Genomic DNA, 22,492 nt, shown 5'->3' on the forward strand with positions numbered 1-22,492 from the left:
ACATCAAAATTGTGAACGTTTTCATAAAAAGTTTTCTTGTTCATTTGCTATACCTAGACACATAGATATGAAATGTGTACTATTTAATTTAGATGGATTGTTATTTATTTCACAAATTATTTCATTTTTTTGATAGCGCTTTAATTTTGTTTTTTCGAAGGGGGAAGAATAATGGGGATTAAGAACATTGTAATTATCGGGGCCGGATACGCTGGTGTTCATGCTGCGAAAAAATTGGCAAAAAAGTATAAGAAAGATGCTTCTGTCACCATTACTTTGATTGATCAGCACTCATACCATACGATGATGACAGAACTTCATGAGGTTGCCGCGCATCGCGTGGAACCTGAAGCCATCACATTCGATTTGCGCAAACTCTTCAAACACACAAAAGTGAATCTAGTCACAGATCGGGTCAAGAACGTCGACCATGAGAATAAAACAGTGACCACTGAACATGCTGCATACAGCTATGATTATTTAATTCTCGGTATGGGCGGTGAGCCCAATGATTTCGGCACGCCGGGGGTACGCGAGCATGGCTTTACACTTATGTCTTGGGAAGACGCAATGAAGTTGCGTGAACATATTGAACACATTGTTCGCAAAGCAGCAACGGAACATGACCCCGATAAGCGGCGCGCAATGCTTACCTTCGCTATCTGTGGCTCAGGCTTTACAGGTGTTGAAATGATCGGCGAACTGATCGAATGGAAAACGCGGCTTGCCAAGGTCAATAAATTGGCAGAAAACGATATTTCTTTGTATTTAGTGGAAGCGGTTCCAACAATTTTGAATATGCTTGAGCGAAAGGATGCAGGCAAGGCAGAAAATTATATGCGCAAAAAAGGCGTTACTATCTTGACCAGTTCGCCCATTGTAGAAGTTAAAGCAGACCGTATCGTCCTAAAATCGGGAGATGAACTTCCAACGCACACCTTGATTTGGACAGCAGGAGTGAAAGCGAATTCCCAAGCAAGCAGTTTCGGCATGAAATCGGCACGTGCCGGACGTTTGACGGTCAATAAATATATGGAAGCTGAGGACTTGGATCACGTTTACGTCGTTGGTGATCTCTCCTATTATGAAGACGGCGGAAAACCCGTACCTCAAATTGTCGAAGCGGCCGAGCAAACAGCCGGAACGGCAGTTAAAAATATTGCATGTGCAATTAGCGGTGGCGAAAAATCGGCATTTAAAGGCAATTACCATGGTGTGATGGTTTCGATCGGTGCCAGATACGGAGTTGCCCATCTAGGGAGCATGCATTTAAGCGGGTTTTTTGCCATTTTAATGAAGCATATGGTCAACCTGTACTATTTCTTTGGCCTTCGCAGTGCACATTATATGTTCCATTACATTATGCATGAATTTTTCCAAACGAAGGATAAACGAAATATCCTCCGTAACTTTTCCACGCGGTACGGCAATGTACTCTGGAGTCTGCCTCTTCGCGTATTTGTCGGCGGTTTCTGGCTTAATGAAGCATTCGGCAAGATATGGGGTGAAAGTATTTGGAACAAGGTCACGTCACACTGGTCGAATTTCCATCTGCTGTTTAATGGACTTGGTAAGGATTCCTGGCTAGTCGGATCATCTGTGAAAATGCCGTTTGATTGGCTGCAGACAGCGACAACCGGTGCGAGCCAAGCGGCAAGCAGCGGTGCGGGCGACACAGCAAGCCAGTATGCCACACCTATTCTGAGCAAGATGCCGTTCTGGTTTGAATGGATCATGAAGCTTATGCTCCCGAACGCCGATGTGGCCGTATTCATGCAGAAAAGCATGGTGTTCATCGAGCTCGCCATTGGTCTCGCAATACTTGCCGGCTTGTTTACATGGATCAGCAGCGCAGCAAGCGCAGGATTCATTGTTATGTTTACGCTAAGTGCCATGCTCGGATGGGATAATTTGTGGGCACTGCCTGCTTCAATTGCATTAATGAATGGTTCCGGCCGATCTGTCGGATTTGATTATTGGGTTGTCCCTTTCCTGCAAAAGACATTGAGCAGATGGTGGTATGGCAAAGAACAGGCGATCTATAACGATGCTGCCGACAACGAAAGTCCCGCTCTCATTAAGTCGTCGAATACAAATAATTTGAACCAATAAGCTACAAGAAGGGAGGATCAGCAGTGAGCAGCTACTTAAAAATGATCAAACGCTGGGATATTATCATTGTAACGATACTTGTTCTGATCTCTTTTCTTCCCTTCACAATTTTCAGTGTGGTCCAAGCGAAAAGTAATAATGATCCAAACAACATCAATGTTGCAGTAATTTCTGTGGATAATAAGGTCGTCAAACGCATTGTACTCACAGGTAATGTAAAAACCCAGCAATTTGATGTTCACGACCTTGGCGGCGATTGTAATACGATTGAAGTGAAGAAGAACCGAATCCGGGTCAAAAGCGCCGATTGTCCCGACCAAAATTGTGTGCTGACCGGCTTTATATCTAAACCCGGCCAAACGATTGTCTGTCTGCCTCATCGTGTCGTTATTGAAATTAAAAGCAATCACGAACCGTCACAGGATATCATTGTCAGTTCATAAGGCGGCAAAGGAATCTGGTACTTATGACAAAAAATCAGCTGAATGCTTATATCGCACTGCTCGCCGCCCAAGCGGTGGTCATTAGCATGTTCGAGAACGCCATACCTTTTCCTTTTGCTGTGGCACCCGGGGCTAAGCTTGGGCTTGCGAATATCATCACATGTATGGCACTCTATACGCTTTCAACGAAGGATACACTTAAAGTACTCACCATTCGGCTGATTCTGGCAACATTGCTTGGCGGCACGATTTCCACATTCATGTACAGCGCAGCCGGTATCGTGCTGAGTTTTTTAGGAATGTGGCTTGTCAAAAAGCTGGGTCCTGATCGCGTCAGCTTAATCGGAGTGAGCGCGACCGGAGCCATTTTGCATAACGTCGGACAACTCGTAGTCGCAAGCTGGATCGCACAAACATGGACGGTGCTTCTCTATCTTCCGGTACTGTCTTTTGCCGGTATTTTAGCAGGAATCGCGATCGGAATTATGGCTAACTATTTGTTAAATCATGTAGAGAAGTTACACAATTACCGGAGGTTGCGGGAATTGAATGAATAAGGGGCAAGATTGGTGGTGATAAAGATGGGCGTTCATAAGATGTGGGAATCGTATCCGGAACTTAAGGGAGAGCTTGCGGATGTGCTTAAACTGATCGAATCCTATATTCGTGTACGAGACACAGCTATTCAGGACAAAATACTTGCCATGATTCGATCGGGAGGAAAGATGCTCCGCCCTGCTTACTCGCTTTTATGCGCACATATTGGTCCGGAATCGGAACGTGCGCGGCCAAAAGCAGTGGCGGCAGCACTCGAATGTCTGCACATGGCAACCTTGGTTCATGATGATGTCATTGATAAAGCGGACACGCGTCACGGCCAGACAACCGTGCATGTGGTTTATGGAAATAAACTCGCCGTTTATACTGGAGATTATTTGCTTACACTCGCCTTTTCTATTCTTTCCAAATATGCGGATTCCGTTCCTCAAGTGAACTTCCGCGGCTTTGAAGCAGATAAAATTTTGGCCGGTGAACTGGCGCAATTACATGGACAATACCGTGCGTCCGTTTCTGTCAAGCGGTACCTTTCTCAAATTTCAGGAAAAACGGCGCAATTATTTGCGATCAGCTGCTATGCCGGTGCATTAGCAAGCAGGGCGGATGAAAAAGCTTCTGCACACGCCTGGCGAATGGGGCATCATATTGGCATGGCTTTTCAGATCATTGACGACTTGCTCGACTACCAGGGGAACAGTCAAACAACTGGAAAACCGGTGATGAGTGATATTCGGCAAGGCATTTACACCTTACCGCTCATTTATGCCGTCAAAGCTGATCCTGACTCCCTTCGATCGTATCTGATTAAGGGAAAAGAACTAAATGACGAGGATATTCATGCTCTTTTAGGACTGATTAAGAAGCACAATGGAGTAACAAAATCTTTACTTATAGCTCAGAGATTTACACAAAAAGCACTGAATGAACTACGGCAGCTTCCTGACGGTGCATACAAATCAACCCTTGAAAAACTGACAAAGTCGTTGCTTGACCGAAAAATGTAAGATGGGGATAACCTTCAATGTTGTCATCAAAGTCTCTTGTTCGCGTTATAATAGAGGCAATGATACGCACTGGAGGTTATTTTTATGAAAGAAATAACGATTACACTTGGTGACATTACAACGGTGAAAGTCGATGCTATTGTCAATGCGGCAAACACCTCCCTGCTTGGCGGCGGAGGCGTCGACGGCGCGATTCACCGTGCGGCAGGGCCTCAGCTTCTGGCCGAATGCAGGACGCTGAATGGCTGCCGAACTGGTGAAGCAAAAATCACAAAAGGTTATCGGTTACCATCCAAGTATGTCATTCACACACCAGGTCCCATTTGGCAAGGCGGCACTCATCATGAACGGGAATTATTGAGAAACAGCTATGTGAACAGCCTTAAGCTTGCAGAAGTCCATGACTGTCGAACGGTTGCCTTTCCCTCGATCAGCACCGGTGTCTACCATTTCCCGCTTGAGCGAGCCGCTCCGATCGCGATTACGGCTATTCAAGATTTTTTACAAAGCGCTAAATTTGTTGAGCAGGTCCAAATGGTGTGCTTCGATGCCGGCACAAAACAAGCCTATGACCATGCATTAACCCAAGTGAATGAAGCATGAGCGAGCCTGATCAGTGTTCCATTAAACCCTGCGTTTAATTCTGAAGTACTGCTCGATTAAAGTCCATTGAACCTGAAAAAAAACGGCCGACACACTTTCAATTTGAAGGCGGTACTGCTTTCGTTTCATACATATGCTCTTACTACGCAGTAAAGACGGACTGGGCAATATCTATATTTTCGTCTTTTTGGATTTTGGCAGTTAAGTTAAACATTCGCTCTGTTCGGTTGAACCTTCCAACGGTTAGGTTGAACTTTTCGAGTGTTGGGTTGAATTTCTGCTCTTCGGTTGAAATTAGTTACAACTTTTTAGAAGTTCGTTACAATTTTCGGGTCGTTCGTTACGATTCTGAATCAAAGCTGATTGCTGCGCCTCTTCCGTCAAACGCGAATCAGAACCATCACCTCACATTATTGACTATTAAACCTTGTCCTCTGTTAACACCATTGAATAAAAGGGATACACGCTTCCATTTGACTTGACCATCATCGTTTTTTCTATTTTGAATCCCACACGTTCATAGACTTTCAGTGCTCGTTCATTGAAAACGGCTACCGACAATGAAAACATAGATGGGTTGAATTTTTCTTCAGCAAAGTTCAAACCTGCTTGGATAAACGCCCGACCTAGTCCCTTTCCTGTCAAGTCCGGTCTCAACCCTAGACCCATTTCAATTGTTCCTGAATCATTAAAATAACAAAAAAAGCCAATTAATCTATTTTGATCATCATAAACAGAGTAATAGGCATCCTTTCTTGCTTTTGAATCCAGTAATTCTTCCAAATCCTCTTCGTCATTTTTGAAATCATAGAAAGAATACGGCTCCTCATAGTGCCAATCCGCAATGACCAGTGCGTCTTGATCATTCATTGGCCTAAATATATAGTTTGTCATGGTTTCCTCCATTTTTACGTTACAGTTGCGCCACAATCCATTGCGCCGCTGTGAGAAAATTGTCTGCGATATAATCAGGTTCAACCTCAGCCCATGTATGTCGATAGTCATGCAGTGAGCTCTCGCCTCATCCGGTTCGAACCAAAATTTTCTTGGCTCCGGCTGCATCAGCTGCCTGCATATCCGTGCCCGTATCCCCGATAAACATGGTTTTTGATAAATCTAAATGATATTTTTCCGCCGCTTCGAACAGCAAGCCCGGCTTCGGTTTTCGACATGTACACTCGTCATCAGGACCATGTGGGCAGATGAAGGCATCATCAAGATCATCGGATTTGAATTCCTCGTAAAAATCATCCATTGTTGCCTGACCTTTACTGATCCTCCACTGATTCGTGCAAGCAAAGAGCGGGATTCCTTGAGCTTTCAGCAGATGAATTGCGTCTTTGCTGTAAGCATACGGTTGAAAATCACAAGGATGAATAAAGTGACCCGTTCCGCCAATCGTTCCGTCACGATCAATAAACACGGCTTGAATTTCTGTCATCAATAACAAATTCCCCCTATTTATTCTTCCTCTACCTCCATATTAAGCTTTTCTTAAGAAAATATCTTTACAGTAGATGTATGGAATTTTGAACAACTAAAGGGAGAATGGTCTATGGAACGTATGAGCAAAATCAATTATTGGTTAGGAATTGTTATCGCCGCTGCGCTGCTGCTCGAGTCCGCATTTGGGATTTACAGCTTTATACAAAGTAAACAGCAGGCACAATCCTTTCAAAGTAATGCTTCACAAAACATGCCGAATTTTAATGGAGGAAACGGGTCAGCAAGTCCTTCCAGTGGTTCCAACGGCGCTCCACAGTTCGGCGGCGGTTCGGGATCGCAAAAAAGCGGACAGCGTCCATCCGGAATGAGCGCACGCTCAGGAGCGCAAGCAAGTCCCGTTCAACTAGTCATTCATATCATTTCATTAATTTTGGCCGTTGCCGCACTGATTATGACCGCAATTATCGGCAGAAACAACGCACGGAAAAGAAAAGAATTGATGGAGCAGGAAAAATTAACACAAGAATAAGAAACACAGCAGCCCCTCGCAAATGTTTTTGCAGGGGGCTTTTTTGTGATATCCAATTCATCCAAATTAATGAATACTTCTCTTCCGCACCGATTGGTGTAGTGACGGATCTGAATTTCTAGCTCAAACCTTTTCGCTACCACTGAGAAGGCTCCGCTCGCTCGGCAGCAACAGTGAGAGCAAGGCGGCGACCAGCGGTAAAAGCGCAAGAGAGGCAAAAATGGCATTGACACCATAGAGATCGGACAGCCAGCCAATCATCGTCGCACCAATTCCGCCGGCACCAATCCCGAATCCAACCATCAGCCCGGAAACCAAGCCGATATTCTTCGGGAACATCATTTGCCCGTAAACAACCGTAACGGCAAATGATGAGAGAACAAAGAAACCGAATAGGAAAAGAATAATGATTGATAGTACACCGTGAACATGCGGAAGCAGCCATGCAAAGGGAACCGTTACGGCCATGGAAATAAACAGCAGCCATTTACGACTGATCCGATCCGAAACACGGCCGCCGATGAAGGTTCCGAGTGCACCGGCGCCAAGAAACAGGAAGGTCAACAGATCACCGTATTTGAGCGCAATCCCCTGGTGCAGATAAAGAAACGGCAAAAATCCAGCGACACCGATCTGTGTCCATGACCGGAGAATAACAACAACGGTCAGCAAACAGAGTCCGGCAACATGATTGCGGCCTTTAATCTTTTTCTGTCGTGCTTTATTTTCTGTAAGACTGCGTTTATACCATGGCATGACGGAAAGCACTAATGCTAAACCGGCAAGCGTGGCCAAAACAAACCAGCCCAGTCCATGAAGCCCGGTCGCAATCAGGAATAGGGGAAGAAGCAGCGGTCCTACGGATTGGCCGAAATTGCCGCCGACCTGAATAATCGCTTGTGCAGTTCCTCTCGCTGTGCCCGCCGCCATATAGGCGCCGCGCATCGCTTCCGGATGAAAAATTCCCGAACCGATTCCGGATAATCCAACGAGGATAAGAAGGACCCAATAAGCAGGAGCATAACCTGAAGCCGTGAGACCAAATCCCGTTAAACAAATCCCCACCGGCATAAACCACGTTTTCGGATTCTTATCTGTGATGACACCGAATATGGGTTGCGCCACAGATGATGTCAGCATGGACACGAACAAAATAATGCCGGCTTGAAAATAGTTCAGATTAAAAGCATCTTTGTATAAAGGCAAAAGTGCAGGCACAAGTCCGGTCGTCATTAAGTCATTAATAAAATGGACACCGCTGAGACTGAACAATTCCCGCCTCGCTGCCAGCCTTGGTTTGACGGCCGTCTGATTCTCATTTTTTAATGCAAGATTCATTACGTTCATCCTCCTTGACCACTGCAAAATCATTTACATTTTTTTCGAACACTCTTAGACTAACAAGGAAACGACAATAAAGCCTGCAGTATCCTGCTCACCTTTAGCACAATTTTGACTGAAAGGGATTTCTCAATGAAAAATGAAACGAATTATTCACCGAAACGAAATGGCAACCGTCATGCCTACTTGGACATAAATTTAAGAGAAGGATTGGGGTATGGTTGGAGATATCAGGAAAATTGGCACGAGGAAATGCAGTTTTACTATGTTGTGAGCGGTCAGGGACGCATCCGATGCGAATCGGACGTATTTGATTTACATGCAGATGAGACACTTCTCGTCAACTGCAATGAACTGCACGTGATTGAGAGTCTTTCAACAAAATTAACCTTCTATTCCATTCGCATTGATCTTACGTCTATGTTTCAGGACATGCCCGATCTGCACAAGGTAAACTATGTTGAACTGCTTATGCAGCAGCGCATTGTGTTCAACCGTTTTATTGATAAAAAGGAACCGATTACTCCCTTACTGCGCCGATTAATTCGCGAGCAAACGGCTCGGCGGCCGGGGTTCGAACTCGCCGTGAAATCGGATATGCTTCAAATTCTGCTCATTCTGATCCGCAATCACATTCAAAAAGTGTACACGAAGAAACGTTTTGACTTGAAGCTTAACAGTTTGAACCAATTAAAATCAGCATTTACCTATTTAAATGACCATTATAAAGAGGCCATTACTGTTCACGATCTGGCAGCACGCGCGCACATGAGTGAAGCGCATTTTTGCCGCACATTCAAAAAATTATATGGTCGATCCGTTATCGCCCATATGAATGAATTACGCATCGACAAAGCAGAACAATTACTGCAGAACACGCCGTTGACCATCACAGAAATCGCCTTCTCGGTCGGTTTCAACGACGCAAACTATTTTAGTCGCGTATTCAGGAAAAAAAGAGGTCTATCGCCGCAGCAAGCACGCACTTTAAAAGAGAAATAAATGAATTGCGGTCATTTTTTTATTCTCTGAGCTGATTTCCATGAAACACCTTGATTGCTATTTTCATCAACAGTTTCACTTTTTTTCCATGCGGACATGAGGAATACCGTCAAGCACGAAAATTTCAGATGCTGGCTCAAAACCAAAAGGAGTATATAAAGACTGAATATATTCCTGTGCCTCAATGGCAACCGGCATATTAGCAAATCGTTTCTTAATTACCCTTAGTACTTTGGCGACAAGCAATTGGGCAAGACCCTTGCCACGGCAATCTTCGCGGACAAGCACCCGGCCGAACGATACCCCGTCATCCATCTCAAAAATACGAGCATAAGCTATGATTGCGCCGTCCTCATCCGTCGTGAAGACATGCAGACTAAATAAGTCATAAGGATCTACTTCATGGTAAGGACATTCCTGCTCAACCACAAAGACATCGACCCGCGCTTTGTAAATCTCATATACTTCCTTTCCAGTCAATTGATGAAAGTTTTTAACTGTCCATTGTAGACGATCCATGGTTTTCACTCCCAGTATGTCATTGTGTTTCAACAGATTATCCAGCTTGGAGGATTATCTAAAACTTATTCTTGCGGCTGATACCATTTTGGAATCATTGTTTGAAAATGGTCATATGCATCGAGCGTTTGCTTAATTTCGCGTTTCATGACTTTCACTTCATGCTCCCCATAGTCGATCGCCCATGGAATTGAACTCAGCATGTTTGTCGCTATGTACATTGCCATTAATGGGAAAAAAGTATCCGGCACTTTATTTTCAAAATATCCGTTAATTCGTCCGGTTGCAAATGCAGGACTTATATTGGCACACCACGTGATGCGGTTAAACTCTTCCCAGGGATCGCCGTAATCCATTCGATCAAAATCAATTACACCGATTTGATGATCCATAGAGATAACCATATTGCCACAATGATAATCGCCATGCTGGAAGGTTTGTGGCCGATCCTTTAGAAGCGCTCTGTTTGCTTCTATAACATTTATGATCGACTGGTCATGATCAACTCTGATTCCACAAGTCTTATAAGCGGCAAGCTTGCGATCAATCTTATTGTTATAAAAATCACTCCACGATGGTCGTGTGGCAGGAGCGGCAAGTCTATGAATCTGTCTCATGATTTGTCCCGCAGAATAGCCAAGCTTGTACTGTTCTTCAAAGTTCAGCTTCGGCAAAACGACTGCAGCCTGCTCACCGCCGATCCACGTCATGATCGTATAACATTTTCTTCGTTCATCGCACCATCCAAAGGCGATCGGCTTTGTCACGTTGCAGGTTAAATCGTTTAAACCATTTAACGCCTTAAATTCTCTCTTTCTGCGTTCATAGAGTGCTCCTTCAGACAAGCGCAGCAAATAATTCTGATTTTGTAATCGAAACGTATATTTGTGATCGTGCGACCAGCCCGCATTGAGCGGATGCAGCTGTCCCCAATCCGTTGATCCCGGTATGCCAAGAAAAGCAGTCATAGTGTTTTCTCCTTAATCTGTCAATCAATGAAAAGCCCCATGTGGATTGAGTCATAGAATACGCCGTCAATAAGAAAATCGCGTGTAATGACACCTTCCTTTTCAAATCCAAAGGATTGATAAAGGTGGATGGCACGCGCATTATCCGAACGCACACGCAGGTTGATCTTACGGATGATCTTGGTTTCTTTGCTCCATTCAATCATTCTCGCAATGAGTGCTTTTCCGATTCCCTTGCTCCAGTAATCCTTACGCACACTAATTCCGAACTCGCCAGTGTGCGCCGTTCGCTTCTTCGTTCCCCCTGCAAAATTTAAAGTTCCGGCAATTTGTCCGCCATATTCGGCGACCAAGTACAATGCGTTTTCTCTTTTTGCATAATCCTCAAATATTGCTTCTTCTTTTTCAATCGTCAGATGCAGTTCTCCTGCAGAACCAAAAGTCAAAAAATCAGATTCGCCGGCAATTTTTTGTAAAAAATCGATCACATCTGCGGCATCCGGCCTTCTCGCTTCTCTAATTAGAATGCTTGAATTATCCATGCTCATTCCCCCGCTGTTTCACATGTTTCATTTAATATAACACAGGTTCATCGTGAGTTGTTTGCCGTCCCATTCACCAATCACTTGTCGATGAATACGTTGCTATGAAAAGGAGTGAGGCAAATGCCATGGCAGCAAAAACTAAGTAATTTGATCGGTCAGCCTGTGGGTATTTCTTTGACCAATGGCCAAGGCGTATCAGGCATTTTATGCGGCGCATCCGGAGGACAAATTTTTGTGGTCGAATATCTCTACCAATCTCAATTTGCGCTCAAACACTACGATGAACAGATGATTCAAGACATTAACCCCTTCCCTCCATGTGCCCCACACACAATCGGATGATCATTGACAGAGCCGGACACTTTTACGGCTCTATTTAATAAGATGAGCATATAAAGACGGACTGGGCAATATCTATATTTTCGTCTTTTTGGATTTTGGCAGTTAAGTTAAACATTCGCTCTGTTCGGTTGAACCTTCCAACGGTTAGGTTGAACTTTTCGAGTGTTGGGTTGAATTTCTGCTCTTCGGTTGAAATTAGTTACAACTTTTTAGAAGTTCGTTACAATTTTCGGGTCGTTCGTTACGATTCTGAATCAAAGCTGATTGCTGCGCCTCTTCCGTCTACTGTTCAGGAAGGAAAGTTTCTTTCTTTTTTGCGTACACATGCAAAAGAGCCGGGGATCATTACCCGGCTCTACAGAATTCGCATTTTTTTATTTAGTAATCGTCTCTTTCAAGCTGCTAATAAAAGCATCGACTGCTTCTTCTTTTGTCGCCCATGACGTGACAAGACGAGCGGCAGAATAGCGTTCATCAACTCTTTCCCAATCGAAAAAATGGAACTGCTGGTGAAGCTCGTTAAGCAATTTATTAGGCAGGATTGGGAAAATCTGATTGGAAACAGGCGGTGTCAAGAATTCATATCCGGCCTCTTTAATCGCTTCGGCGAGCTTCATCGCCATCGTATTAGCATGGGCAGCGAGATCAAAGAACAGGTTTTTACGAAATAATTCGAGAAACTGAATGCCGGTTACCCTTCCTTTGGCAAGCATGGCTCCCCGCTGCTTCATCATATATCGGAAATTTTCCTTAAGTACGTCATTGCAGATCACGAGTGCTTCACCAAGCAGCGCGCCGTTCTTTGTACCGCCGACATAAAAGGCATCGACAAGTTGCGGCAGATCGCTGAGCTCCAGATCGTTTGCCTTCGATGTAAGTGCAGACCCGAGACGTGCGCCGTCCAAATAGAGGAGAAGCTTACGGCTCTTGCAAAATGCGTGGATCGCTTCAAGCTCGCTTTTTGTATAGACAGCGCCATTTTCGGTCGTATCGGATATGTACACGAGTTTCGGCTTGACCATATGTTCATCGGGATGAGCGTCAAGCATCGATTCGATCCCCTCGGGTGTCAGCTTGCCGTCTTTTGCACATGGAACAGCCAGAACTTTATGACCGGTTGCTTCAATTGCACCCGTTTCATGAACATTGATATGTCCGGTTACAGCGGCGACTGCCGCTTCATAAGGACGTAAGAAGGCGGCAATTGCCGTCATATTGGTCTGCGTGCCGCCGGTCAGAAAATGAATGTCAACATCTGCATCATTCATTCTTTCCTTAAGCAATTCGGCGGCTTTCAATGAATACTGATCTTCACCATAGCCCTCTTCCTGGACAAGATTCGTTTCAATCAACGCGTTCAAGATTTGCGAATGCGCGCCTTCACTATAATCATTTTTAAAGCTGTACATTGCGATGAATCACCTCAGCTGTCTGATTTTTCAACTCATTACTTGGACTATAGCACAGTCACGCGGACAGCGGAACCCATTTCCATTAACCGCCATAATAAAAGCCGGTTTCCTTCATCGTGAGCGGATCACCCTCGCGATGAACGCCGACGTTGATTACTTCACCAACATAAATATAGTGGTCACCGATTTCTAATCGATCAACAACCTTACATTCGAAAAAATTCAACCCGTCTTTAAAAATCGGACAACCGGTCTCTTCTGTAGTGAATTCATAACCTGCGAGTTTATTATCTTCAACTTCAAGCGGTCGAAAAAAGGCAGTGACCATATCCTTTTGTCCACTTTCCAGTACATTCACACTGAAGACTCCACTTGAGGCGATTTGCTGTTGCGAACGAGTACCCGCTTTAACGGCTATAGTGACTAGCGGTGGTTCGAAGGAGGTCTGAGTTAAAAAGTTGCCTGCAAAAGCATTCACACCGCTTTCATCTTTTGTCCCAATGAGGTACAAACCATAGGTGATACTGCGAAGTGCTGTTTTTTTCGTTTTCGGATCCAATTTGCTTACTTCCCTTCTCTGTTTGTGTTCACATTTTTGCCATATATTCATTATAAAGCAAATCGTATACCTTCCCTAATCTTTAATTTATTTTGAGACAAGATACCGATTTTTTAATAGAAAAGGCGCGTACAAATGTTGCTTTTTTCTCCATTCATGCTGTTCGCTTACTCGCCCAAGTCAACTTTTTCATAAGGTATCAAAGTAGATGAAGTAGATCATCTGCAAATTCACCAAAGAAAAGGAGCTCGATTTTATGTTTTATGATCAACCAAATATCCCAGCAGACTGGCAGGTAACCAGTTGGACACGGGAAGACGCATCATCGATGGGTTATAACAGCAGCAATACATTTCCAGTATTTGATATCAGCAAGGTGAAGTCGCTTGATCCGGAGCGCGATATCTGGGATAACTGGCTTGTTGTGGATGAAGAAGGAAAAACGGCTGACGTGAATGGATACAACATCCTGATTGCCCTAGGCGCGCCAGTAGGAGATCTCAGTCAGGCACGACTGATGTATTTTTATTCTAAACAAGATGAAAACAGCTGGGCACCGGGCGGCTATGTATTCGCCGATCGATTAATTGAAGATACTCAAGAATGGTCAGGATCGACCATTTTCACTGAGGATGGCTACTTGCAGTTCTTCTACACCATTGCCTCATCCTATCAAGATCCTGAAACAGGAATCTACCAAACCAACCAGCGTTTTGCGACTGCAAAAGTTCCTGTTGCGGCAGACAGCGATAAATTACAGCTGCTTGACCCGACCTACCATGAACTTCTGATCGAGCCGGACGGTTATTTGTATCAGAGCGTAGAGCAAGCGTCGCGCCAAGAACAGCGGTTCCCCGTACAGCATCGCGCTGATCTCGGAAGCGACCAGGTGAATAATTTTACATTCCGCGATCCGCATTACTTTAAAGATCCGGCGGACGGAACCGAATACCTTCTGTTCGAAGCCAACACCGGCGAAGCATTGAATGCTGAAGGGACGGTCCGTGATCAATTTATCGGTGCTTTTCCGGAAGGCTATCAGCCGTCTGCAGACGACCTAAAAGCAAACGGATGTGTTGGCGTGCTGAAGCTGAGTAGCGAACGGACAAAAGCAGATTTTCTGCCGCCGCTGCTCACCTCTAACCTTGTCACAGATGAAATTGAACGGATTAATGTCATCGTTCGCGGTGATCTCTATTACTTGTTTGTCGTAACTCATGGAAATAAAATGACTGTTGACGGTAACGACTTAGTCAACCGTGATTTTATGATTGGTTTTGTGTCCAGCGAGCTGTTTGGCCCCTACGTACCACTTAATAAAACAGGGCTGGTCATTACGCAAAAATCACCCGGCGATCCATATGTCGGACAGGAAAATAACGAGCAGTATGTCTACTCATGGCTCGTCGTTCCTGCAGAAAACGGACGCTTTGTTGTGATCAGCTACAGCAATTTCTCCTCTGACTCCAAAGGAACGGTACAGAAAATAAAATCAGCCGGACCGGTGATCGAACTGCTGATCAGTGGGACAAGTACCCGAGTCGGCCGAATTCTCGGGACATTTGATCCCGCAGGATCCTCTGAACCTCTTGTTTGACAATATCTCGATAATGTCTTTCATGGCATTTGAAAAAGTACAGAGAAAAAAGTGACTTTGCGCTAAAAGAAATTTATGAAGCAATTCAAAAAAGCGAGCGAAATCTTAACATGATTTCGCTCACTTTTTTACGTATTACGGATTCTTTACTGATCAGCATGGATCCTTCCATCAACGACCGGCAGCAGTGCTTCTCCGCTCAACAAGAATAGTGTCATGCCAAGTTCCATCAGGCATCTGTGCGATTTTCTCATGGTAACCAATTTCGCGAAACCCACATTTTTTATGCAATGCGCGGCTAGCCTTATTTTCCGCAATAATCGCGGATTGAAGCGTCCAAAAGCCTTGTTTTTCAGAAGCCGCAATCACCGCGTTCATCAAAGCAGTTCCTATGCCATGCCCTCTGCCCTCCGAACGGATGTATATACTCACCTCGGCAACGCCTTTATAGCAGCAGCGGCTGGAAACGGGACTCAAAGCGATCCATCCAAAAAAACGCCCATCTGCCTTTGCTGCAAATCGACATGTCTCTAAATGAGCCTCATTCCAATCCTCCCAACTTGGGGCCTCATTCTGAAAGGTTGCTCTTCCTGTTTTGATTCCTTCAATGTAAACAGAACGTACTTCTTCCCAATCAGAAGGCAAAATGGGCACAATATGCACATCAAATAGTTCTGTCAACTTCTCCTGCTCCTTTCGTGCATCCGGCTTTTTTCCGAAACATATCCCTCTACTAATCTATAAATTATAGAATTACAATTTGTTTAGATCCGGATATTCAAAAACAAACCACAGGCATTTGCCTGCGGTTTGTTTGGTTGCTTCAGCATTATACACGTGGAATGATTGTCTGAATGCGTTTGAGTCTTGGCGCGAGCAGAACAACCACGAATGGTGTCAGCGCAATCGGAACAACGTCTGCAATGCCGATCCATACAACGCAGTACCAGTAGCCGAGACCTGTGAAGAACGAAAGCGACAGGCTGGTTGCAAGAATCATCAGGCAGCCGAACAACAGTGACCAGAACAATGATTTCCAAATAAACGAAGTCTTGTTCACGAGCAATTCGTCAAGCGACTTTTTCCGTGTCATGACATAAGCAGGAAGCGCGGCACTGAGCGCTACCGTGATTCCATCGGCAATCAATGTATGCGGCGCGATGAAATATCCGCCAAGAAGTGACCAAACCAATGTGCCGATATAGCCGGCGAAAAATCCGGAAACCGGGCCGAAAAGGAAACCAATAGCAGGAATAATAAACGCAAAAGTTCTGAAATGAACGGCACCCGGGATCAGCGGAATCGGACTGCCGTAAGCCCAAAGCACGCCGGTAAATACACCGAAGATAACAAAGAAAATGATGTTGACAAAGGTGAATTTTTTCACTACGTAACGCCTCCTCAATAATTTGTTTTTGCAAAAGTAGATAGTATATCTTTAAGCTCTTTGACCGCATAGTCAAACAGCCTTTTGCCTTTTTCAGCAGTTGCATAGGTTGGCGCACCAATCACGCCGCTTTTGGTGACATCGCTTGTTTTCCAGCCGGCATTGTATGGCCCGAACAAGGTCACAAAATCGTTGTCACGCAGGGCCTCAATCGGATCTTCATCGACTGCAAGCTCCATATGCACGGTCTCCGGTGCCGCGTGCAGCATCAGTGAGGTTTCCAGCTCGCAAGCATGGAAAACGCCGTATTTCCCGGATTGCTTTAACCCTTTGAGTCCCTTGTCCCAGAATGAGGTGAACCACCAATCGAAGACAAAGACATCCATGCCGAAATCAATTCTCAGGTCGCGGCTGATCATGTTGAGCATGTCCGTATTCCCGCCATGGCTGTTAAAAAGCACAAGCTTCTTAAATCCACTTTTGGCGATGGCACCGGCAATATCATGCAGCACCGCATAATAAGTCTGCGTGCCATAAGTGAGCGTACCGGCAAAACCCATATGTTCATTGCTCTTGCCAACATTCAGCAGCGGAGCAAAAAGCAGCGAACCTTCATCGAATTTCTGTGTCTCAATAAAATGGTCAATGAGCGTGGACAAAATAATAGCGTCTGTCCCAACCGGTAGATGCGGGCCATGCTGCTCGGTCGCCGCTGTCGGCAGGAACACAATCGCCGAATCTTTGTCAATCGCCGCAATCTCATCTCTCGTTAAGTTTTCCCATTTTGAAATCATTACATGAATCCCCCTATCCCTTGTGATAAATTCACAATCTTCAAATATTATTGACCGCAGTCAAGGAAAAGAAAAACATTTCCTGACTAAATCTGAATATAATAGTTGATCTGCAAGATGATCGTCAGCACTGTGGCAATAACAGTCACCGATGCAAAGAGTGCATCGGAATACGTTGCCTTGATCATTTTGTAAGAGGTACGCTTCACTTTAAAATTCAATTTGTAGTAATGCATGGCAAGCGAGATCGCATGGCCCTTACTGAGCACTCGGAACAGCAGCGGCAGTGAGATGATCACATAATTTTTCATCTTCGCAAATGCACTGCATTTATCGACTTCAAGCCCACGTGATTTCTGTGCTTCCATGATCGTCGCAAACTCCTGAACAATCATTGGAATGATCTGAAAAACGAGACCGACCCCGAAAGCGACGGCATAGGGTACGCGCCACGATTGCAACCCGAGAATAATCTGGCTGAAGTTCGTCGTCAGAATCACTGTGTAAAAGGCCGAAATCATTAAGAAAATGCGCAAGGCATATACGGCACCTTTATAAAAGTCGAACCAATCCAAGCTGAATACATAATGATTGCTGAAAATTGTGAATGCTGCCCGGTATATGGTCGGTCCCTCGTTAATGGTGAACGCTCCGAGCACCAGCCATAACAAAAAGATAAATAACAGAAGCACCTTGACTTTGTTTGCCAGCACAAGCATATACTTGCCGATGCGGCCAATCAGCCAAATCGCCAGAAATACGAGAAACAGGAACAAGAGCGCGACGCCACTTTTCACAAAAGAAGTCAGAACGGACATGATAATGAAAAAGACAAACTTTGTTCTCGGATCAAGTCGGTGCAGAAACGAATTCAATTCCACGTATTGCAAAAAGTCACCCATTGCTCGCACCTCCTGTAAAGCCGTCATTCTTTATTCCTGCTGCAATGGCATCTGCGAAACGTTCCGCGTCGCAAGCAAGGGTTTTAAATCCAAGCTTCTTAGATAAACGAACCACTGGAGGCAAATCAATATGGATCTTCTCAAAGAGCGCTTCATTGTCCGCTAACTGCTGCACGCTGCCTTCTTCCAGCTTCGAAGCATGGTCAAGTACGAGTAATTCATCGGACAGTTTAAAGACGAGCGGAATTTCATGGCTGATCAAGATTACCGTCTTGCCCTTGTCCTTCAGATGCTTTATGATGCCCTCCAATTGATTGCGCAAATGAAGATCCATCCCTAAGGTCGGTTCATCCAGTATGATCACATTGGCACTTGAAAACAGGACCGACAGAATCGTCAATAAATGCTTCTTGCCCATGGACAGATTGACCGGAAGCTCTTCCTTATCCTTGAGCAAATCATATTTTTCAAGAACAGATAGTGCCTCTTCTTCACTGAATGGAACGCCTTGAGCACGTGCACAAAAGGTTAATTCCTGATAAACATTTTCTTCAAAAAGCATGTGTTCAGGATGCTGAAATACGAGAATAATATCGCGACTGATTTCGGCTACAGATTTGTCTGAGGTTTCCGCACCCTGGTAGGCAACCCTGCCTTCAGTCGGGCGGTACAGTCCATTCAGATGCTTCACTAAGGTTGTTTTTCCAGAGCCGTTTTGCCCCAATATGGATATGATTTTTCCTTTTTCAAACCCGGCATCAATATGGTTCAATGCCTGAAACCCGTCTTGAAAACTCTTGCTGAGATCTGTTACCTCAAGCACATTTTCTGCATGTTCTTCAGATGGATCCAATGCAGCTGCCGCCTCCGGTTTTTCGAAGCGATCATGAAGCGCATCATATGCTTCATCTAATGTGGAAAAAGGCTGCAATCCTTTAATTCTTTTTGAAAGCTCTCGATAGATTTCAACCTCTTGAGGAATGATGACACCGAGCTGATGCTGAACATCAAACTTGGCGAAGAACTCATCCCTGCTCCCGTCAAAAACTACTTCACCGTTGTCGATTCCGACAACATGATCGACGATTCCCGAAAACCAATCCAGGTTATTATCGACAATAACAGTCGTTTGCCCAGTTGCGCGCAGCTGATTAAGCACCGACTGAATCAAATGCTTTCCCTGCGGATCCAGTGAGCTGACCGGTTCGTCCATGATCACCAAATTCGGACGCATGGCGAGAACAGATGCAATGCACACGGCTTGCCTCTGTCCGCCGGAAAGCGTCGACACAGCCCGTTTTCTCAAATGCTGAATATGCAGCAAATCAAGCACCGACTCGACACGTTCATGAATCTCATCGCTGGCGAGTCCCATGTTTTCCACACCAAACGCAAGTGCGTCTTCAACACCATAACCAAACAGCTGATTTTCAGGTGTCTGGCTGACTACGGAGATCATGACCTCTTCACCTGCCTGAAAGGAACCCGACAGTTCGCCTTTATTCATTAAAGTTGGAATCACTCCGCTAAGAATGCTGACCAGTGTCGACTTGCCGCATCCGCTCGGTCCGACAATCGCCGTAACCTCAGCTTCTCTGATTTCCATATTAATATTTTTTAAAATTTGCGGTGTATCCGCACTATATTTATAGCTGACATTCTCAATTTTGAAGCTCAACGTTATGGACTCCCCGCTTTATTGGATTGCATCAGACGGATCAATAGGGAATAATGGCAGTTCTTCCAGATAGATAATATCATCACGTTTCATAGCGTCATCACCCTCGGCGAGTATTGCGGCCTTGCCGACCAAAGTGCCTCCGGCTCTCTTAATCAACTTTTCCAGTGCCCGTACAGATTCACCGGTACTGATCACATCGTCCACAATCAGAATCCGCTTGCCTTTGATCATTTCGCTCTCTTCTTTTTCAATGCAGAGCAACTGTTTTCTTTGAGTGGTTATTGAGTAAACTTCCGTCACAAACGGATCACTCATATAAGGTTTGATGCTTTTGCGGGCAACAAAGTAACGCTTCTTTCCGCATATCCGTGATAATTCATGGATCAACGGAATTCCTTTCGCTTCTGCAGTAATGAAATAGTCCGCTTCAGGTATGCGTTCCTTCAGCGCCTCGGCGGATTTGGAAACAAGCTCCGTATCACCTAAAATAACAAAACTTGCAATCTTGATATGATCCGCGATCCGGACAACCGGCAGTTTTCGTTCAACTCCCGCGACCTTGAGTATAAATTCATCCATTCGGTTCACCTGATTTCTTTCAAATTTAACTACACTGCTCGAAATAGAAAAAAGCAGGGAACGGGTGTCCTCTGCCTTGCGACAAGTTCCGTTCGCCATGACAAATGAAGCAATCATGCCGTAAAAATGCATAAAATACCCGATCCGTCAGGCTAAAAGGAACAAGAACACCATAGTGCAGGCAATTTACGGTTGCCGCGTAGAGACTTCTACACCTTATTTGCAGAGTTATATGGTTTCACATTGTATGTAATTCGATTTATTTCGACATCTTTCTTAATAAAAATTATATCACTGTAATAATCTTTTAGCAACAGAATCATTATTCAAACTATTAGTTGATCTTGACCTGACTGTTTGCAATTTATCCTGACGTTCCCAGTGTGCCGCTCGCCGGCATGCTTCAAAAAAAGCAGGCAAATCTTCTGTGCAATTGAGTGATACGCGAACACAGCGTTTGCCAAATAAAGCATTCACCAGCTGCTTCCTAAGATAAAGTATTTGTGCCGTATCATTGGTGTGGAACGAAAAGTAATCCCTCGTTGCAGAGAAAGCTATGTATTTTTGGTGCCATCGATAAGCAGGCATCCGACAAAAAATCGTCTCATCCCAATTCGGGAATGCACCACGCATAAAGGACACCATCGCGTACAGCCATAATTTTTGTTGATGATTAAATCGATTGAGATACTCCAATTGTTCCAAAAAATTCGTAACCGTTTCCATTACTTCAATCACCATCCAGACAAAGTTTAGTCAGGATTAGGATGGCAACCAGCGAACAATCTTATACCCCATTTGCAGCGACAAAAAAAACAAAGCGGAGCAAAAAGTGCCCGGTCCTTACTTTCACAGGATGTGATGACTTTCGCATTGCATACATGACGTACTTCCGCAGGATGCGGTGACTTTCGCGTTGCAAACAGCGTATGTGTCATTAGCGAAAGTTCATTACATTCGAAAGTTCATTACCATATACCGTAAAATAAGCGGAGATTTTCCGGTTATATGCATCATGGCGCTTGGTTCACAGGTACATAAGGGTAATTTTTCCGCCTATGCACAGAAAAACCTATCATTTTCACATTTTTCGATTCGATAAGGGGAAGTTCTCCGTCTATTTAAGCATTTTTTTCGTTCATTTTCTAATTATGCGGAATTTTTTCTTTTATTTCTCAGATCTGGCGCTTACCTGATCGCCTAACCGAATCTTATATGACCTTATCATCATACTGGCAAGGCAAAAAGCGATAAACTCTCATTACCTGTAAAAAAAAACGGAGCAAGTGGCAAACCACTTACTCCGTTTTTAACTGATTCCGTTTTTTAAAGACTTATTTTTTAATTTCCCAATAGCAGCGTTTTGGTGAAACGATTTTCTCTTCTTTCTTCAACTTAGTCATTACTTTGTTGACTTCTTTTTTGTCCAGTCCAGTTGCATCAGCAACTTTGCCTGCGTTTGCAGGTTCTGCGGCTTTTTCAAAATAGGCTAATACGGCATCGTAGCTCTCCATCGTTTGAATCCCTCCGATTATGTATCCTTTTTGAGGATCAACTCTATTATAATCACTCAAATTGGTTTGCGAGCACAAAGAGTTTGTCAATTGTTTTCCAATTTCGCGTTGTGCAATAAGGGCTCAATTTTTCGACACGCAGTGCCAGTTTCGAATTGCGGATACTGTGATGGAAGAGAAGATAGACATTCCGACCGGCAATTTGATAGCGATCCATGCCGAAGTCAGACTCTGATTGAAGCCGTACTTTTTCAGGATCAGGTGCAGTACTGAGCATCGTTACGTAGAGACATTCACCTACTGCGGTTTCCCGTGCACGGGCAATTTCATCTTTACGAAACGGACAATTCCGAATGATCGTTTCCAGTTCACTTTTGTCTCTCACAACAACATGAACGGTCAGACCGAACTGTTCATCAATGATGTGCTCAATCTGTCCTTCGAGCTCATGCTCAGTCTCCTCAGACTCAAGCAGTATGTTACCACTCTGAATATATGTGCGTACCTTTTGGAATCCGGCGATTTCAAGCGCTCCCCGTAAATCTGCCATTTTGATCTTATTTCTTCCTCCGACATTAATGCCGCGCAGCAGTGCAATATAGATCATTTTCTTACCTTCTCTCAAGATATATCATTTTAGCATTGCTTATTTTTA

26 protein-coding genes and 1 riboswitch are annotated in these 22,492 nt (G+C 44.5%); of the genes, 9 read left to right on the forward strand and 17 right to left on the reverse strand.

What is annotated here, in order from left to right:
• Positions 1 to 171: 171 nt before the first annotated feature.
• From NOM01_RS14085 to NOM01_RS14105, 5 genes are all read left to right on the forward strand, one after another.
• A complete protein-coding gene (locus NOM01_RS14085; protein ID WP_255749136.1) occupies positions 172 to 2,112 on the forward strand; it encodes an NAD(P)/FAD-dependent oxidoreductase in 1,941 nt (646 codons plus the stop codon).
• Between the two features lie 23 nt (positions 2,113 to 2,135).
• The gene (locus tag NOM01_RS14090; RefSeq protein WP_255749137.1) at positions 2,136 to 2,555 is read left to right on the forward strand and encodes a NusG domain II-containing protein; all 420 of its coding nucleotides are present in this window, start codon (positions 2,136 to 2,138) and stop codon (positions 2,553 to 2,555) included.
• Between the two features lie 23 nt (positions 2,556 to 2,578).
• Positions 2,579 to 3,112, forward strand: coding sequence for a Gx transporter family protein (locus tag NOM01_RS14095; protein ID WP_255749138.1), 534 nt, complete (start codon positions 2,579 to 2,581; stop codon positions 3,110 to 3,112).
• 24 nt (positions 3,113 to 3,136) lie between these two features.
• Positions 3,137 to 4,117, forward strand: a complete 981-nt coding sequence (locus NOM01_RS14100) for a polyprenyl synthetase family protein (protein WP_255749139.1) — start codon at positions 3,137 to 3,139, stop codon at positions 4,115 to 4,117.
• A gap of 84 nt (positions 4,118 to 4,201) precedes the next feature.
• Positions 4,202 to 4,720 (forward strand): O-acetyl-ADP-ribose deacetylase, encoded by a 519-nt coding sequence (locus NOM01_RS14105; RefSeq protein ID WP_255749140.1) that lies wholly within the window; start codon positions 4,202 to 4,204, stop codon positions 4,718 to 4,720.
• 420 nt (positions 4,721 to 5,140) lie between these two features.
• On the opposite strand, the gene NOM01_RS14110 is transcribed toward NOM01_RS14105, so the two are convergent.
• Positions 5,141 to 5,614: a GNAT family N-acetyltransferase gene (locus NOM01_RS14110; RefSeq protein ID WP_255749141.1), complete on the reverse strand. Its 474-nt coding sequence runs from the start codon at positions 5,612 to 5,614 to the stop codon at positions 5,141 to 5,143.
• 127 nt (positions 5,615 to 5,741) lie between these two features.
• On the reverse strand, positions 5,742 to 6,161 hold the full coding sequence (locus NOM01_RS14115) for an HAD-IIIA family hydrolase (protein ID WP_255749142.1): 420 nt from the start codon (positions 6,159 to 6,161) through the stop codon (positions 5,742 to 5,744).
• A gap of 114 nt (positions 6,162 to 6,275) precedes the next feature.
• On the opposite strand from NOM01_RS14115, the gene NOM01_RS14120 reads away from it, so the two are divergent.
• Entirely contained in the window at positions 6,276 to 6,695 is a 420-nt protein-coding gene (locus NOM01_RS14120) for a hypothetical protein (RefSeq protein ID WP_255749143.1), read from the forward strand.
• 123 nt (positions 6,696 to 6,818) lie between these two features.
• On the opposite strand, the gene NOM01_RS14125 is transcribed toward NOM01_RS14120, so the two are convergent.
• Positions 6,819 to 8,033: an MFS transporter gene (locus NOM01_RS14125; RefSeq protein WP_255749145.1), complete on the reverse strand. Its 1,215-nt coding sequence runs from the start codon at positions 8,031 to 8,033 to the stop codon at positions 6,819 to 6,821.
• A 135-nt stretch (positions 8,034 to 8,168) separates the two neighbouring features.
• Between NOM01_RS14125 and NOM01_RS14130 the strand changes: the two genes are divergently transcribed.
• Positions 8,169 to 9,038: a helix-turn-helix transcriptional regulator gene (locus NOM01_RS14130; RefSeq protein WP_255749146.1), complete on the forward strand. Its 870-nt coding sequence runs from the start codon at positions 8,169 to 8,171 to the stop codon at positions 9,036 to 9,038.
• 75 nt (positions 9,039 to 9,113) lie between these two features.
• Here the strand turns inward: NOM01_RS14130 and NOM01_RS14135 are convergent, their stop codons facing one another.
• The 3 genes from NOM01_RS14135 to NOM01_RS14145 all read right to left on the reverse strand — a co-directional run bounded on the left by NOM01_RS14135 (position 9,114) and on the right by NOM01_RS14145 (position 11,067).
• Positions 9,114 to 9,557, reverse strand: coding sequence for a GNAT family N-acetyltransferase (locus NOM01_RS14135; protein ID WP_255749147.1), 444 nt, complete (start codon positions 9,555 to 9,557; stop codon positions 9,114 to 9,116).
• Between the two features lie 65 nt (positions 9,558 to 9,622).
• Entirely contained in the window at positions 9,623 to 10,525 is a 903-nt protein-coding gene (locus tag NOM01_RS14140; RefSeq protein ID WP_255749148.1) for an aminoglycoside phosphotransferase family protein, read from the reverse strand.
• A gap of 20 nt (positions 10,526 to 10,545) precedes the next feature.
• Complete coding sequence (locus tag NOM01_RS14145; protein WP_255749149.1) at positions 10,546 to 11,067, reverse strand: GNAT family N-acetyltransferase; 522 nt, start codon at positions 11,065 to 11,067, stop codon at positions 10,546 to 10,548.
• Positions 11,068 to 11,190: 123 nt separating this feature from the next.
• Between NOM01_RS14145 and NOM01_RS14150 the strand changes: the two genes are divergently transcribed.
• On the forward strand, positions 11,191 to 11,412 hold the full coding sequence (locus NOM01_RS14150) for a hypothetical protein (RefSeq protein WP_255749150.1): 222 nt from the start codon (positions 11,191 to 11,193) through the stop codon (positions 11,410 to 11,412).
• A gap of 374 nt (positions 11,413 to 11,786) precedes the next feature.
• On the opposite strand, the gene NOM01_RS14155 is transcribed toward NOM01_RS14150, so the two are convergent.
• Positions 11,787 to 12,821, reverse strand: a complete 1,035-nt coding sequence (locus NOM01_RS14155; protein WP_255749151.1) for a threonine aldolase family protein — start codon at positions 12,819 to 12,821, stop codon at positions 11,787 to 11,789.
• Between the two features lie 85 nt (positions 12,822 to 12,906).
• Complete coding sequence (locus NOM01_RS14160) at positions 12,907 to 13,383, reverse strand: flavin reductase family protein (RefSeq protein ID WP_255749152.1); 477 nt, start codon at positions 13,381 to 13,383, stop codon at positions 12,907 to 12,909.
• A gap of 256 nt (positions 13,384 to 13,639) precedes the next feature.
• On the opposite strand from NOM01_RS14160, the gene NOM01_RS14165 reads away from it, so the two are divergent.
• Entirely contained in the window at positions 13,640 to 14,980 is a 1,341-nt protein-coding gene (locus NOM01_RS14165; RefSeq protein WP_255749153.1) for a glycoside hydrolase family 68 protein, read from the forward strand.
• A gap of 171 nt (positions 14,981 to 15,151) precedes the next feature.
• On the opposite strand, the gene NOM01_RS14170 is transcribed toward NOM01_RS14165, so the two are convergent.
• The 9 genes from NOM01_RS14170 to NOM01_RS14210 all read right to left on the reverse strand — a co-directional run bounded on the left by NOM01_RS14170 (position 15,152) and on the right by NOM01_RS14210 (position 22,444).
• Complete coding sequence (locus tag NOM01_RS14170; protein ID WP_255749154.1) at positions 15,152 to 15,661, reverse strand: GNAT family N-acetyltransferase; 510 nt, start codon at positions 15,659 to 15,661, stop codon at positions 15,152 to 15,154.
• Between the two features lie 148 nt (positions 15,662 to 15,809).
• Positions 15,810 to 16,367, reverse strand: a complete 558-nt coding sequence (locus NOM01_RS14175; protein ID WP_255749155.1) for an aminotriazole resistance protein — start codon at positions 16,365 to 16,367, stop codon at positions 15,810 to 15,812.
• Positions 16,368 to 16,381: 14 nt separating this feature from the next.
• Positions 16,382 to 17,161: a creatininase family protein gene (locus NOM01_RS14180; protein ID WP_255749156.1), complete on the reverse strand. Its 780-nt coding sequence runs from the start codon at positions 17,159 to 17,161 to the stop codon at positions 16,382 to 16,384.
• Positions 17,162 to 17,247: 86 nt separating this feature from the next.
• Entirely contained in the window at positions 17,248 to 18,063 is an 816-nt protein-coding gene (locus NOM01_RS14185) for an energy-coupling factor transporter transmembrane component T family protein (RefSeq protein WP_255749157.1), read from the reverse strand.
• Positions 18,056 to 19,741 (reverse strand): ABC transporter ATP-binding protein, encoded by a 1,686-nt coding sequence (locus NOM01_RS14190; protein WP_255749158.1) that lies wholly within the window; start codon positions 19,739 to 19,741, stop codon positions 18,056 to 18,058. Before NOM01_RS14190 ends, NOM01_RS14185 begins: the two co-directional genes overlap by 8 nt.
• Before the next feature lie 18 nt (positions 19,742 to 19,759).
• Positions 19,760 to 20,323 carry a phosphoribosyltransferase family protein gene (locus NOM01_RS14195; protein ID WP_255749182.1) on the reverse strand — a complete coding sequence of 188 codons (564 nt, stop codon included), beginning with the start codon at positions 20,321 to 20,323 and terminating at the stop codon, positions 19,760 to 19,762.
• Between the two features lie 153 nt (positions 20,324 to 20,476).
• Positions 20,477 to 20,579, reverse strand: a riboswitch (purine riboswitch).
• A 35-nt stretch (positions 20,580 to 20,614) separates the two neighbouring features.
• Positions 20,615 to 21,061, reverse strand: a complete 447-nt coding sequence (locus NOM01_RS14200; RefSeq protein ID WP_255749159.1) for a hypothetical protein — start codon at positions 21,059 to 21,061, stop codon at positions 20,615 to 20,617.
• A 596-nt stretch (positions 21,062 to 21,657) separates the two neighbouring features.
• The gene (locus NOM01_RS14205; RefSeq protein ID WP_255749160.1) at positions 21,658 to 21,837 is read right to left on the reverse strand and encodes a MarR family transcriptional regulator; all 180 of its coding nucleotides are present in this window, start codon (positions 21,835 to 21,837) and stop codon (positions 21,658 to 21,660) included.
• Positions 21,838 to 21,889: 52 nt separating this feature from the next.
• Complete coding sequence (locus tag NOM01_RS14210) at positions 21,890 to 22,444, reverse strand: DUF1697 domain-containing protein (protein ID WP_255749161.1); 555 nt, start codon at positions 22,442 to 22,444, stop codon at positions 21,890 to 21,892.
• Positions 22,445 to 22,492 lie beyond the last annotated feature (48 nt).

The organism is Sporolactobacillus sp. STSJ-5 (assembly GCF_024385605.1).
Lineage (GTDB): Bacteria > Bacillota > Bacilli > Bacillales > Sporolactobacillaceae > Sporolactobacillus.